The organism is Novipirellula galeiformis (assembly GCF_007860095.1).
GTDB lineage: Bacteria > Planctomycetota > Planctomycetia > Pirellulales > Pirellulaceae > Novipirellula > Novipirellula galeiformis.
Genome location: NZ_SJPT01000004.1, coordinates 16,734 through 30,960, shown reverse-complemented (window position 1 = coordinate 30,960; position 14,227 = coordinate 16,734). Strand labels below are relative to the sequence as shown.

Genomic DNA, 14,227 nt, shown 5'->3' with positions numbered 1-14,227 from the left:
AATGCGTCCGTTTAGCTCGTAAATCGCAGCGCCACAGCGGCGTGGATAATCGCACCGGCAAACAACAACAGAGAGAAAATGCTGTGTAGGATCACCCACAATCGCAAACGTAATTGCAGCGCGTATTGGTAATCCAAATCATCGCGTCGGCGCACCAAGGCGGCAAACTGGCCCGCGGTCGATCGCGATTGCGATTCGAGGTAACGGTCGAGCTCTTTTAATTCGGATAACAAACGACGTCGGCGATGGCCGGTGGGCGCGACGACGTAAGCAAGCGTTGGCGAGGAATCGAAAAAGGGGGTTAGATACTTGCGATAGAAGGTTTTTAGTGCGGTCATCGCCGGTTCGTTGCTGGTTCCATCCAACAAGCGGTTGGCGGCCTTGGCGATTTCGTTCCGGTGCCATGGAATTTGGTCGTAGCGATATTCGCCATTGACCGCACTTAACCGCCGCGGCAACGTCCGGCTAGCGTACAGCCCATAAAAGCCGCTTGCGGTCACGATTAAAAACATCAGCGAAAGCGTGCATTCAAATTGCCCTCCGGCAATCAGCGCCGGAACATGGGCGACGTAAACGACCGTGGCGAATAGTCCAGTATAGAGATGGATCTGCGTCCAAGTGCTGACATTGCCCAGAGGTAACACCGGCAACCGCCGTCGAACCCCCAGCAGGATCAGCAAGCAGAGTGTTGCCAACAGGGTAAACCCCGTGAAGTGGCTGGCGTGACCGAGTCGATTGTGTTGCCATTGGTTGACGATCATCACGATCGCGGCGGCGATCAAGGTGACGGTGATGCCAATCCAGCGGCGGGTTCGGAAATGAATCGGTTTCATGCGTGCTAACTCCGTCGCTCTAACCATTGGGTGAGCGGCTTTGATTCGGTCAAATCAATCCGGACCAAGGCGTCGTGCGGGCACGCCGAGGCACATGCCGGTCCACTCGGTTGGCTGCTGCAGAGATCGCATTTGGTCGCCTTCGTAATCGGCTTCCCCGTCGCTTGGTCGTGATAGGGTTTGCCATCGCGATCCCGGATGTTGGCCATTTGAATGTTCTGATACGGACACGCATTGGCACACGTTCCACAACCAATGCAGATCGGTTCGTGGATTTCGACTACGCCGGTATCAACGTCGCGCGCGATCGATCCGGTGGGACAGCCGATCATGCAAACCGGGTCCTCGCAATGCATACAGGCTTGAACAAATTGCAATCGATCGTGAATCAATCCTTGGCGAGCGAAACGAGGATTGCCATCGTTCACACTGGCGCATGCCTTGACACAATCGTCACAGCGAGTGCAGCGATGCAAATCAATGACCATCGCTTCGCGGCCGTTGTTCAAGCGATTTTGAACAATGAATTCGATCAATTCGGTTTGTTGGTACTGCGTTCCCGTAGCGATCGGTAGATCGCGGCCGCCGTCCCGTTTTGATTTCGGCGAACGGGTCTGGTTGCGGCGGTCGGTGCCACGTTTTTCAGCTTGCGTGACCCATTTTGCAACCGAGGCAGGGAGTTCGCTGCGACGGATATGCGGCAGCACCTCTTCGGCAAACACTTCGGCGGGAATCGAAAGGGTGTCGAGAAAGCCGATCGCGCGAAGTGAATGTTGTAGCATTCGGGGCGGCATCTGCGGTGTCCGCAAGGCGTTGTAGGCCAATTCCTCGATGCCGAAGACGTGCCCCTTGCCGAGGTAGGCCGCGGTGCGATGCGAGGCCCCGTAAGATTGGGAGAGCCGTCCAAAACCACTCCGTACGATCACCAAATCGGTCGGCAAATGGCCTTCTTCGGCGACCAGCGGTTCCGATTTGATTTGTTCGGCTAAAGGAAGTTTCCGCTGACGTTTGTAATCGGTGTCCCACTCCATCCGCCCGTAGGATCCCAACTGAGTGCGGTCCGCGACACGCTGCAGTTTGTCTTCGGGCAAATAGCGAAGTAAGGGGATCTCTCGCAGATGGATCGCGAGCCATTGTTCGCGATAATGCGATTCAAGTTTTTCTGCGAACGCTTTGTCGCGTCGAAACATCCGCAAACCTTGCCAGCGTATTTCGAGTAGCGTGGCTTCGTTTTCGGCGATCACCGTTCCCGTGCGTGGCGAGCGGTACATCGCCGCGACTTCGCCGAACAATTCCCCGGGCCCAAGCGAAACGTGTTCGTGTTCACGCATGACAAGATCAAAGTCTTGTAAAAAGATCGCTTGCCGATCGTCCAACTGCCGAATCGTGCCCGCTGAATTGGTAGGGCAGGGAACCACTTGGTGAGGGTCGCGTGATTCGGCAACGTTGCTGCGAAACATAAAGCGACGTAGCGCTTCGGGCCAACTCAATTTCTCTGCGGGCGTTCGTCCCAATTCTTGTTGCGAGAGCGAATCGACCATCACCGAAACGCTACCGGCGAGGATCAGAAACGCGCTGTTGCCGTAATCGCCTTCACGCACCAAGACTTCACCCGCTTCGCAGCGAATCAAGCGACAATCATTATGCAGGATGCCTTCGAGTGGAATGGTCCGAGGAAAGGACTTCGGATTCATCGACGCAAAGGGGTCGCGCGAGCGCAACCATGCCACATCGGCGTCGTTCATCGACGCGTCCATCGGCTTGTCCCAGCGTTGGGGACGACGCACGGCTATCGCTTCAGAAGGGTTCATGGAGGATCTAGTACACCGCCACGTCGATGAAGGTCAATAGAGGTGCCGTGAAACGTTGTTTCACGCAGCGTTTCTGTGTCGCGATTCGCCATCGAAGCTGATAACTGTCTTCGCGATTCGTTTCGATCGGTTTGTTTCGATCGGTTTAGCGTGTGGTTCGCTTCCATCGATCAGCAGCGATGCTCTACTGGCGCGATCGGCTTCGGCATCGCGATTTTTGTCGGCGATTGCCTGGCTCGCCCAGCCTCTCCCGCCTCTCCAATCTGTGCGTGTTCACGAAGAGGGGCATTCCGCTGCGAGCGGCGTGGTTTTCTGAAGCCAAGTGCAGCATCGTTCCGATACTAGGTGGGATTGTAGTGGTCGTATCAATCGAGCTGGGGCGATAGGGCCAGGTCGATAGTGGGGGCCGGGCGCGAATTGGGTATCAACATGGAGAGCAGCTTGGGTATCAACATGGAGAGCAGCAAATGATGGACGTCACCCGCATTCAACCCGTCAACTCGGCGTTGCAATCGAGTCGTTTAGAGAAAGAGCATCAGCTGCAAAGTGTGTTCAGCGAAATTCTGTCGGGCGTCGGGCATGCGGGATATATGTCTGCAACGCCGCTTGAATCTGAGCAACCGATCGAGGCGGAAATTCAGGACAGTGTGTCGGGTTGGTTTGATCTGGAGATCCAAGGGCGTTATCGCGCCGCGGAAAAGCCACTGGAATTGGGCAAGCAGTTTGGGGATCTGGCCGTGCGTGCGTATCAAAGCGGAGCGTATGCAGAGCCCAAGGCGTTTTTAAATTCGCTTTCCGAATCAGAGTTGAAGACCGTCCAGAATGTGCACTGGTTGGCGGAGCCGATTGATGTCGATTCGTTGAGCGACGAGGGAGCGATCAATTTGCTGATTCCCCCACCGGCTCAAGTGGACATGAATCGCGACGGATTCACGCAATCCGGGGTGGGGATGGGATTCCGGTTCCCAGACAGTACGACGCCTGCAAAGGTCGCCGAAGCCTGGGAAGCCGCCACGGCGGGGATGAGCTGGGGAGAGCGATCGCTGTACGAGTTGCAAATGAAATTGCCGGTGCTGTTTGCGAATTTCCACCTCGATGACCAGGGGGCTTACTCGCATCATTATGAACCGGGCGATCCCGAATTCGTCAATCCGATGATGGCGGACGACTATTCGTACGGAACGGTGCCACGGGACTACCTTGCCTACTTAGAGGCCTACAAGACTCAGATTGATCCGCTGCGTTATGCACAGGATAAAGCGTTTTGGAGTGACTTTCAGAGTCGGTTAAACGCCAGCGAAGGGTGAGATTCGGGCGATGGATATTGGCTTGGATGATTGCCATCCCAACGCGAAGTGTCCGTTTTGAAGCTGCGTTATGGCCCGTTTTTATCAGCAAATTATAATCCGACGCGTTAGCGAGGGACCGAGTCAAGTGTGATATTCCCTCGCTTATGCGTCGCGTTATGAAAAACTCGCAACTTCAAAGCATTCGAATGTGGCGAGTCGATGCGATGGCGCGGTGGGCCTTCCCCGAATAGCTCGTTGAAGGCTCGTTATCCGACCCTCCCTGCTTCGCGGGGCGGGTGTTGCAGTACCGTTTCGCTGGTTCGTCAGCGGGCGCCGGGGACGCGAATCAGTTTCCACACATCACGCTGCATGTTGTTGCCCGCGACCATCCATAGTGCATTGTCGTAAACGAACACGCTCGACGCATGCCGCGGGGCCCACGGGGTATCGGGGACTTCAACCCAATGCACGCCATCGGCGGAGTACCAGACGTCGTTCCTGTTTCCGCCGTCTTGGTTGTAGTAGCCTTCCATGACCCACATTTTGTCGTCAAAAACAGCGACATCGTGATATTGGCGAGGCGCCCACGGTGCGGCCGCGGTGTGCTGTTTCCAGTGAACTCCGTCCGCCGAGCTCCAAACATCGTTGTAAAAATTTCGTGTCGGCGTGGTTGGCGTGTCGTAGGTTCCCCCGCCGAGCACCCAAATCCGATCTTTGAAGACCACGCTGCCGCCAATCATGCCTCGCGGCGACCAATAGGGTTCCTCCGGAGTCACTTGTTGCCACTTGACGCCATCGGTGGTGGTCCAGGCGTCGCGGTAGAACACCTCCTTTCTGGGCTCGGCAAAGCCTGGCATGGTTTGACCACCCAGAATCCAAATCTTGTCTTGGAAGACAAACGTGTAGTGCAGGACCCGTGGACCCCAAGGAACGTCTCGTTCCTTGTTGACGAGGTTCCAGTTCTTTCCATCGGTCGAATTCCACACGTCGTTGTGAATATGGCCTTGGTTGGCATCACCGCCAACGATCCACATCTTGTCTTGATAGACGGCATAACCGGCCGTATGTCGTCCCTCCCAGTCGCGGGTCGGATCGAAGTGCTTGTCCAAAAACGTGTTTGGCTTGACTAAAGACCACGTTGCACCGTCGCGGGAACTCCAGACCTCGTTATTGCAAATCATCGGAAAATGCACCTTGTCGCTGGGGTTCCATCCACCCAGCAGCCACATTTTGTCTTTGAACACCAATGCGCCGGCGCCATCGCGTGGAGCGTAGGCGGCCGATTGCGTCACATTGACCCATTGGTACTGCGGCTTTGCGTCGGGGGAAGCAGCTGTTTGTGGTTCCGATCCGGCGGCGTTCGTCAACGGGGTTAGAAACAGAGCACACGCGATGCACATTGGAATCGTTCGAAACATGACAGTCCTCTAATACAACCATGCGAAGCAGAGCCCTTCGCGACTCCGCGGATTTTTTGAAGTGACGCCATTGACGTTCTTCCATGAAATCATAGCCGAAGCGTCGGCGAGGAACCGAGCCAAGCGTGATATTCCCTCGCTGGTGCTTCGGGTTAAGAAAAACACGCCGCGTTCAAAACGCGGCGTTGACGTTTGAGAATGAGCCTTCCCGCCTAGGAGCTTCGTGTGGCGGTGCAAATCGATCGTGGTTGGGAAGGAGAAGCAGGTCGTTTCCGATTGCATTATGATGGTCCGCAGACGCTATTTTACAAGGCACGGTTATAAGGTTCGGCATCATGATGCGAAGTCCAGCGGTACTGACGTCGATGGAGTTACGTCAACGGCGACGCCAAACAATGTGCCCGGCGATCTATTGGGCGATCGGCTCGGTGCTGGTCTTGGCGTCTTGTTGCCGAGGCGAGAGCGCCGCTCCAACGCAGTTGCCTGGAGATCAGGTGCCTGGAGATCAGGTGTCATGCGGTTGGCGGTTTGATTCCTCAGCCGCGGATGACCGCAAAGTCGCGACCGACGACGGCTTGCCAGAGGCACTGCAGTTGTTGTTACGGCCCGGTGCGGTCATCGACCATCGCGGTAAATTTGGCGGTGCACTCACACTTGACGGCCGTGGAGGGAGTGCGGAGTGCGAAGATGCACCGCAATTGAATCCTCAACAACAACTCACACTGATGTCGTGGTTTCGCTTGGAACCGGGGACGTTGGAATCGCAAAAGATTCTGGTTGGGAAAGGAGCGACGCGACATGCGACGCCCTATTACCAGTATGCGATCGCCGCGACGGACCGCGATGACATTCCCGACACCCTCACGTTCTATCTGACCATCGATGGGACGCTACAATCCTTGTCGGCGCGTGATCTGCCGATTGATCTCTACGACGGATGGCACCATGTCGCGGGTACCTTCGATGGGAAAATGCTCCGTTTGTTCCTGAACGGTCGCGAGATTACCGCCGCCAAGGCTGACGGAACTCTGTCGACATTCCCCACGCCGTTGGTGTTGGGCGGTTATGGCAATCTACCCCGAACCGCCGCCCACGCTCTGGCCGGGTCACTGGATGACGTGGCCGTTTATGATCGAGCCCTTTCGGCGGATGAAATTTACGACTACTACTGGCGTCTACAGCACGACCTAGTGCTCTCTCGTCCGGGCAATGGAGAAGCCTTTGGAAGTGTCGCGGACGACCACTTTGCCGCTCAGTCCTTTGTGGCGCTCGGTCCGGGACTGCAATCGGCTGCGATTTGGATGGCCGAAGCCAACGACGATGAACTGCTCGTCCAAATTCGGGAATCCGATGTGGAAGGTTCTATCGTGGCCTCCGCCTCGTTGTCGGCGGGCACGGTGGGAAAACGCGAGATCCTATTTGATCCGCCCGTTGCTCTGCAGTCGAAGCATACCTACGTGTTGAAGGTCAGTGCGGGGGCGCCTGGTACGACGCGAGGCCAAGTACAGCGTCAGACGTCCGTCCCGGTCTCTGAGCACGGAACGCTGGCGGGGATGACCGCGGCGGGACGCAGCGAGCATGCGATGGCGCTCGAGCTCCGTTTCTTGCCGTATCAATTATCCAGCCAGACGCCGATCGCAAGCGCGCGTGTTAGCAGCGAGGCCGATATTCGTTACGAGGCGGCCGTCAACGAAGCATTGCGAGCCAGCCGTGACGTTTGGGGCGAAGAGCTGATCGCGCGACCCGATGGACCGACGTTCGACAACATCGTCGACTACTTGCGGCCGATGATGTGGATTGGCGACTACGTGACCACCTCAGGCATCTATTACCTCGTATTCGGTCGACATGAAAGTGTCACTGGGGGCGGTGATAGCGCGTTGCACGTTGCCGACGGCAGCGAGATCATTTCGCGGCATCATAAAAGCGGCCGACGAACCGCATTTTTTGTTGGCCATGAGGGAAATGAACGTTATGGAAGCGACCTGCAACGGCTCGGCGGCCCGCAACTCTACCAGGGTTATCAACCGGTGTTGTTGACCGAGTATCGGGACCGCGACGGAGGACGTTGGGAACAGGAATCGTTTGCCACGCGGATTCCCGAGACCGAGAGCCTGGTCAGCTTTGTGCGATTGACGCGGCTGGCGGGTACGGACAACGTCCGCCCGTCGCGTTTGCGTGTGCGAACGTCGCTCACCGATGCTGTCGTCGCGGGCGATCGCCTCGTCAGCGGCGATGCACCGATACTGGTATTCCAAGCTGGCGCGGTGTTTGAAGCTCCGTATTTGAGCTACACCTTTTCAGATCCTCATCGCGCCGAAACGGTGTATCTCGTTAGGCTGAACGAGCCCGCGGCGTGCCAGACGTTGAAGGTGGATGCCGAACGTTTTGACGCGGAACGCCAAGCGGTGTGCCGGTTCTGGGACGAACAACTCTCTCGCGGCGCCGTCTTCGAGGTTCCCGAAGATCGAGTCATGGACGCGCAACGCAATCTGCTAATCCAGAACCTGTTCATGACGTGGCGCTACAGCATCGGCAACGCCTACGAAAGCTGGTATCCCCAGGAATCGGGCGACGCGCTCAAGACGCTCGGCGAATTTGGGTTCACCGACGAATACCGCGACAACCTACAAGTCCTGCTGCCCCAGAAATTCCGTGGCGAAAACGAACGGATGGTTGAATATGCACATAAGCTGTTCTACACCGCGGATTGTGCCCAATTGACCGGGGACGTGGAGTGGTTGGCGACGAACCGGCCACTCATCAAAGGCTGGATCCAAGGGATGCGCGATGTCATGGCGAGTGACCCACAGGGGATGCTCGGTCCGACACGGGCGGGTGACATCCACACCCAACGATATTATTCGGACCATCAAGCGATCGGGTGGCGGGGACTGCGTGACATCTCGATCCTCTGCGCCGACGCGGGGTGGGATGACGAGGCGCGTGCCGCCGCGGAAGCAGCCGAGTCGCTACGTTCCGCGTTCATGAAAACGTTCAACGCCACCAAGGTCGACATGCCCGATGGGACGTTGTTCTTCCCAAAGGTGCTAAAAGATTCGCCGGCAATTCCCTATGACCCGATTACCGCAACGCGGCTGGGCAGCTACTGGAATCTCAGCATCGGTACAGCATTAAAATCGGGGATCTTTGACCCTCGCGGCGAAACGATGCGTCGCACGATGGATTACATGTTGTTGCATGGGGCGAGGATGCTCGGGCTGACTCGTTTCAACTATTACCCGATTCCGATCGGAGACCATCGGGAAGGAGGATTGCCAGGCTACAGCACGAGCGGGGCGGACAACGTCTACGGCGCAGGGATTCTCGATGGGTTGGCGGAACTCGACGAAGCCGACCAGATCGTGCTTAGTTTGTACGGTAAACTCGCCCACGGCATGACCCGCAACACGTTCATCTCGGGCGAAGGGGATTCGTTTGGTGTTGTGCCCGGCCAATACTATCGCGCCCTCTACTTGCCCCCGAGCAACACCAACAATGCGTTGTTTCTGAAGACGCTGCACGACATGCTCGTATTCACACACTTCGATGCCGCCGGGCATCCAGAGCAACTCCAATTGGCACACTTCACCCCTCGCGGTTGGCTAGAGCATGGCAAGACGATCCGCGTCGAGCGGGCGCCGACTCGCTTCGGACCGCTCTCCTTTACGATCGCTTCGAAAATAGAGGAGGGGCGTGTCGAGGCCGAGGTCGTTGTTCCCACGCGTCTTCCACCGCCGCAACTTTCATTGCGGCTGCGTGTTCCGGAGGGCCACATGCTGAAACAGGTCGAGGTCAACGGTCGTCAACACACGCGGTTCGATGTCGCCCGCGGCACCATCGATCTAAACGGCTTGACGGGAACGTTGCAGATTCGTGCCACGTTTGCATCCCGATAGAATTGGCGGGCCGTCGGAGCGAATCGAAACAACTTGAACGCCTGCTCAACTAAACGGCCTACTCAAGTAAACGGGACGGCGTGGGCGTGATGTGCGGAATCTAGACCATCACCCGAAGCGTCCGCGAGGGACTCGCCTTGGGGCTCTGACTCGCTCCGGTTCCTCGCTAAAGCCTGGTCCCTCACTAAAGCTTCGGGTAATGAAGGAAAACCCGTGAGGATCCAGTGCATCGCAATCTCACCGCGACGCACTTAGCCCTCGATTCAATTCGCCACGAACTGGATAATCCGAGCGGCGTGACCGAGGCTGTGCGTGTCGCCAGAGATCCTTAGGGTTACGGTATGTTTTCCTGGTTCCAAATCGGCAGCGAACATCACCGTGCGAGGGTAGTGCAGTCCTTTGCTGTATTGGTGGTACAGATCGATCGTTTGCCATGTCTCTCCGTCGACCTGTGCTTCGATGATTCCGGCATCAGGGCCGGCAACCACGTAGGCGCCGACCGCCGTGCCCTCGAAATTCAGTGAAACGGTGTCACCGGGTTGGTCAGCGGACAACATTGGAAGGTTGCTGAACCGCTCTCGCTTGCTGCCAGGCAACGACGCCCAGTCGGGCACGGCCAATGTCCATCCCTGTTTGACCTTTGCGGTGGCCGGATCAATGAAGCGTCCGCCAGCATAGCTGTGTGGATCGAGCGGCATCGCGGGAATCGTGTGCGGGCGGATTGCGGCGTCGGAGGCCAACGGCGACGCCCAGGCCTGAGACATCAATTCGTCGATCATCGAAGCGGCAATCGCATTGCCAAACGGCGCCGGGTGGACGCCCCCGTAACGCTGCCACGTCAACTCTGAGGCGGTAATTCGATCGGCCACTTCATTGGCCAACCCGATCGTTGGGATTTTGTAGTGCTCGGCAACCTTCGTGTGCGACTGGATCGTCAACGGCGTTTTGCCTTGCTGCAACGTTTCTAGCATCGATTCGTTGACAAAGAACGTGATCACAATGTCGATATTCGGGTTGTGGGTTCGAGCGTGACGAACGATCCCTTCCATTCCACGAATGCAATCGGCGGCCGAGTGATGTGCGTCTTGGTCATCGTTCACAGCGAACTCGATGAACAATAGATCGACGTCCCCGCGCTGAAGCACATCGGTATCGAGCCGAAACGCGCCCGTGGTCGAGCAGGTCGATGCGATCCCGGCGTCAATGAAGTTGAATTCCGTTTCCGGGAAACGTTCTTTCAAAATGTCACAAACCATCGGCCGATAGCCATCCATCTCGGTGATCGAGCCCCCGATGAACGCAACCGTTCCCGCTTTCGCTTTTGTGAACTGAATCCGCGCGTTTTGAAAGTCACCGCGAAGGGCGACATGATCGTTGCCCGTTGCGGAGGTTGAGAGCAACGTGAGGGCGGCGAACACGAGTCCGAAGCAGCTAGAATAAAACGATGTTGTCATGCATGATCCTCGATTGAAATATTAAAACAGCAGTCATCTCTCGCTGACACGCTTTGAAGTTGCGAGTTTTCCATCACCCGCAGCCATCAGCGTTGTCGTCAAACCGGAAGTCTTCATTTTACACCGTTTTGGTTGGCGGCAGGAACGCGTTTGATCAGCAGTTCTTCTTTTGTATCGAGTCGAGGTATCGATTCTCGTCGTAGGGGACGTGGCCATTCCAGACGCTCATCCGGAATCGTTGCCAACGCCGTTGCCAACTTTCGCACCGCTGCGGATCAAAATGGCGTTGTCCGTCGCGTGGGCAAGGCCAATGCCAATGTCGACGGCACGATGGTCCGACGGGGACAGTCGGGAATCAAGCTGGCTGCAACGCGGATCGATGGCTTGCTCGATCCGATGCGGCACGCCAGCCGCGGCTCGCAAAACCGAGTCGCCTGGGATCCGTACGACTTCGTAACCCAGTTCGGCCAAGTACGGATCACGTCGCCGAACTTCGCCTGAGTCTTGCTCGGCTTTTCGTTTGTTGTGGGGCAACTCGCTCGCTCGCTAGGACGCGGTCCGGCAATCGCAGCCGAACTTTACCAGGGTCCGAGTCGATTGCGTTATGATGTTAGACCGTCCACATCAAACTTAACAATCGAATACATGCTTTGCCAAATCGACGTTCGGACCGGCATGCCCTGACGCGACCCTTCTCCATTGAGGAAATGACCATGCTGAGTCCATTGCGACAATTGATTCCGACCGCATGCCTATTGGCGATTCTCTTCGCTCATCACGAAGCCTGCTATGCCGAGGAAACGGAGTCCGTCGCCGATCGTTTTTCCGTTGTGTTGCTGCCCGACACACAAAACTATTCCGAGAAATATCCAGACACCTACGTCTCTCAGGCACTTTGGATTCGGCAACAGGCGAAGCTTGACAACATTAAGTTCGTCATCCATTTGGGCGACATTGTGCAAACGTCTACCCAAGAGCCTGAATGGGAAAATGCAAATCGAGCCATGCGGCTACTTGATGGAGTCGTGCCCTACAGCATGGTACCCGGCAATCATGACATCAACATCAAGAGTCGTGACTCGACGATGTACAACAAGTACTACTCGCCCGAGCGATTTGCGGATCTGCCGTGGTACGGTGGGCACATGGGGGACACCAACGATAATAACTACTGCTTCTTTGAGGCCGGTGGCATGAAATTCATGATCCTGAGTCTTGAATTCGCACCGCGCGATGAAACGTTGGATTGGGCTGCGGAAGTGACAAAACAGTACCCGGATCATCGGGTGATCGTCGCGACGCATTGCTACATGCGACCCACGCAGCGAGACACCGGTTGCGCGACGGCGTACAAAATCGCGGGCAACAGCGGAGAACAGATTTGGCAGAAGTTTGTTCGCAAGCAGCCAAACATCTTTCTCGTCGTCAGTGGTCATGTATTGGGAGTAGGGCTGCAGACCAGCGTCAACGATGCCGGTGGCAAGGTTCTGGAAATGCTCACTGATTATCAAGGACTCCCGAACGGAGGCGACGGTTGGCTTCGTTCGCTGCAGTTTGTTCCCGACGAGAACAAAATCCACGTCAGGACCTACTCGCCGTTGTTGGATCAAGACAACAAGGCCCCTGAGGAGACATTCACCCTGGACTACGAAATGACCGCTGTCAAAGCGGCCGCTAATTGACTGGATCTGCAAAACGCGTTGCACGTCAATCTCGTGCAACCTGACCGTTGATGATACCGGCGTGGTTCCGCCCTGAGTTTGAGCACTGCGAGTGACTTTGGGCCTCGGTTACCTGGCGATAGAAAATGTCTTTGAATGCTCGACAATCCAAGTGCAACCGAAGCACGCCGATTGGATTCGACCGGCTAGGCATCACGGGGCTTCTGGCACGTTTGTCGTGAGTTCGACGTTGCGTACGGCGGGCTTTTTGGTGCAGGGATGTTCCGCCTTCAGCCAATTTCAACGCACATCTGTGGGGTTGAATTCGCGAAGATCGACACAACCATTCTGATCAAACCATCGGGCGACTGACTCGGGGCCTGCTGCAATCTGGGCCTGCTGCAATCTGGGCGAAAAGCCGAACGGATATGTCGCAAACGCGGACGCGGCGAGGGACGAAAAGGTCGTTGAGATGCATGCGTGCTCACCCGAGTTAGATGAACCACACAACGCCCTGTCCACGGACGGCGAAGAATCGACCTGCGAGGAGCAATGAAAAACAATCGGGACAAACGGGGGACTTATCATCTTCTTTAGTCCCAGCACGCCGAGAGGCTCGCGTCTTAACTAAAAAAACGATATGCCCCCCCAATGTTCATTTTGCAGCGCCGACGCAAAATACCAGGCTCAGCGTGATTCGCGATCGGAGCATGGGAGCAATTCTGTGGGCGATATCTCGATGGCTAATCCTTGGTTACCAATACCTTTTCCAGAATAACGCTGGAGGCTTTGAGGATGGCCATTTTTGATCCCGAGATCGGTTTGATTCCAGCCTTGGTGGCTCCGTCCTGCATGTCTTTGTCCCAGAACAGATGGGTGTGGCCGAGCACCTTTTCGTTTTCGTCAAAGAACAGAATGATGACTTTGCCAGATTTTTTATTGTACCCCACGCCTTTGCACAAAAAGGAATAACGCAATTCGTCGTCGACGATGAACACCGAACTGGTAGCCGCCGTTCCGCACTTCAGCACCGTGGTGTTGTCCGGGCGTCGAAAAAGTCGGCCTTCGGTATCCGGCCTCCATCCGCTCAGATTCAGTTCGCCATACCGGAAGTCGGGATTGCAGTTTACGGTTCCTTCGGCGTCCTCCACCTTAAGAACCATGCTTTCAACAAGCAGAGTTCTTTTCCGTGGAGCTAGGTTAAGGTGAAGCGTCTCGGCCGTCGGAGGAGCGTAGAAGACAAAGACGTAGTCGTGAAATTGTTGTGTGATGACATCGACGCTCTCAACTTTGACTTTTTGTGTACCTTCGACAAGATGATTGGCATGGAGTGCGAAAAACACGTTTTGGCCATCGTTGTCGGAGAAATGTAATTCGCACGCGGGAAAGTGATTGCCACGCGTGACGGCCGAAAAGTCGGCGAGTCGATCGTTGATTTCGACGGTATCCGCGGCGTCGATTGCCGCACGCATTGTCAGTTTGTATTTCTGTAAGGGTTGAACTTTAATCGGCTTGAGAGGTTGGGCATCAACCTTGCCGTCGATGACCAAACAACTTTGTTGGTCCGACGATTTTCCCAATGCCACTCCGTCCACCGTTGCCTCAAAGTGCTTTGCATAGGTGTCGTTGTCGAATGAAATATTCACGATGGTTTGTGCGTTTACGACGGATCCGGTCGCGAGCAAAAGCGATAGTGCGGAAAGGATTTTGACGTACGTCATGAGGTTGGTTCTCGGCATTGGTTCTATAGGGCGTGCGTCGAGAGCATTTTGAAAATGGAGGTGGGATGTCGGTCCGGTTCCGACCGGCCAACCATAAGCTGACCATTCGGAACCGGCGCTACGTCCTATCTAAAGATGCTC

At 56.0% G+C, this 14,227-nt stretch carries 9 protein-coding genes; 3 read left to right on the top strand and 6 right to left on the bottom strand.

Going from position 1 to position 14,227, the window contains the following annotated elements; translation table 11 throughout:
- Window positions 1–11: 11 nt before the first annotated feature.
- The gene (locus tag Pla52o_RS11115; RefSeq protein ID WP_146594708.1) at window positions 12–833 is read right to left on the bottom strand and encodes a hypothetical protein; all 822 of its coding nucleotides are present in this window, start codon (window positions 831–833) and stop codon (window positions 12–14) included.
- 5 nt (window positions 834–838) lie between these two features.
- Window positions 839–2,644 (bottom strand): cyclic nucleotide-binding domain-containing protein, encoded by a 1,806-nt coding sequence (locus tag Pla52o_RS11110; protein WP_146594707.1) that lies wholly within the window; start codon window positions 2,642–2,644, stop codon window positions 839–841.
- Between the two features lie 467 nt (window positions 2,645–3,111).
- Here Pla52o_RS11110 and Pla52o_RS11105 point away from each other — a divergent pair, with 467 nt between their 5' ends.
- The gene (locus Pla52o_RS11105) at window positions 3,112–3,951 is read left to right on the top strand and encodes a hypothetical protein (RefSeq protein WP_231612260.1); all 840 of its coding nucleotides are present in this window, start codon (window positions 3,112–3,114) and stop codon (window positions 3,949–3,951) included.
- 305 nt (window positions 3,952–4,256) lie between these two features.
- Here Pla52o_RS11105 and Pla52o_RS11100 read toward each other — a convergent pair whose 3' ends face one another.
- Window positions 4,257–5,351 (bottom strand): hypothetical protein, encoded by a 1,095-nt coding sequence (locus tag Pla52o_RS11100; RefSeq protein WP_146594706.1) that lies wholly within the window; start codon window positions 5,349–5,351, stop codon window positions 4,257–4,259.
- Between the two features lie 335 nt (window positions 5,352–5,686).
- Here Pla52o_RS11100 and Pla52o_RS11095 point away from each other — a divergent pair, with 335 nt between their 5' ends.
- Window positions 5,687–9,250 (top strand): LamG domain-containing protein, encoded by a 3,564-nt coding sequence (locus Pla52o_RS11095; RefSeq protein WP_146594705.1) that lies wholly within the window; start codon window positions 5,687–5,689, stop codon window positions 9,248–9,250.
- A 263-nt stretch (window positions 9,251–9,513) separates the two neighbouring features.
- Here Pla52o_RS11095 and Pla52o_RS11090 read toward each other — a convergent pair whose 3' ends face one another.
- Both Pla52o_RS11090 and Pla52o_RS11085 read right to left on the bottom strand, forming a co-directional pair.
- Window positions 9,514–10,704: an SGNH/GDSL hydrolase family protein gene (locus Pla52o_RS11090; protein WP_146594704.1), complete on the bottom strand. Its 1,191-nt coding sequence runs from the start codon at window positions 10,702–10,704 to the stop codon at window positions 9,514–9,516.
- Between the two features lie 225 nt (window positions 10,705–10,929).
- Window positions 10,930–11,238, bottom strand: a complete 309-nt coding sequence (locus tag Pla52o_RS11085) for a hypothetical protein (protein ID WP_146594703.1) — start codon at window positions 11,236–11,238, stop codon at window positions 10,930–10,932.
- A gap of 179 nt (window positions 11,239–11,417) precedes the next feature.
- On the opposite strand from Pla52o_RS11085, the gene Pla52o_RS11080 reads away from it, so the two are divergent.
- Complete coding sequence (locus tag Pla52o_RS11080) at window positions 11,418–12,386, top strand: metallophosphoesterase (protein WP_197169173.1); 969 nt, start codon at window positions 11,418–11,420, stop codon at window positions 12,384–12,386.
- 722 nt (window positions 12,387–13,108) lie between these two features.
- On the opposite strand, the gene Pla52o_RS11075 is transcribed toward Pla52o_RS11080, so the two are convergent.
- Window positions 13,109–14,086 (bottom strand): hypothetical protein, encoded by a 978-nt coding sequence (locus tag Pla52o_RS11075; protein WP_146594701.1) that lies wholly within the window; start codon window positions 14,084–14,086, stop codon window positions 13,109–13,111.
- Window positions 14,087–14,227 lie beyond the last annotated feature (141 nt).

Coding starts and splice junctions, on each gene's coding strand:
- Pla52o_RS11115 (WP_146594708.1), bottom strand. CDS start 833: ATGAAACCGATTCATTTCCGAACCCGCCGCTGGATTGGCATCACCGTC.
- Pla52o_RS11110 (WP_146594707.1), bottom strand. CDS start 2,644: ATGAACCCTTCTGAAGCGATAGCCGTGCGTCGTCCCCAACGCTGGGAC.
- Pla52o_RS11105 (WP_231612260.1), top strand. CDS start 3,112: ATGATGGACGTCACCCGCATTCAACCCGTCAACTCGGCGTTGCAATCG.
- Pla52o_RS11100 (WP_146594706.1), bottom strand. CDS start 5,351: ATGTTTCGAACGATTCCAATGTGCATCGCGTGTGCTCTGTTTCTAACC.
- Pla52o_RS11095 (WP_146594705.1), top strand. CDS start 5,687: ATGATGCGAAGTCCAGCGGTACTGACGTCGATGGAGTTACGTCAACGG.
- Pla52o_RS11090 (WP_146594704.1), bottom strand. CDS start 10,704: ATGACAACATCGTTTTATTCTAGCTGCTTCGGACTCGTGTTCGCCGCC.
- Pla52o_RS11080 (WP_197169173.1), top strand. CDS start 11,418: ATGCTGAGTCCATTGCGACAATTGATTCCGACCGCATGCCTATTGGCG.
- Pla52o_RS11075 (WP_146594701.1), bottom strand. CDS start 14,086: ATGACGTACGTCAAAATCCTTTCCGCACTATCGCTTTTGCTCGCGACC.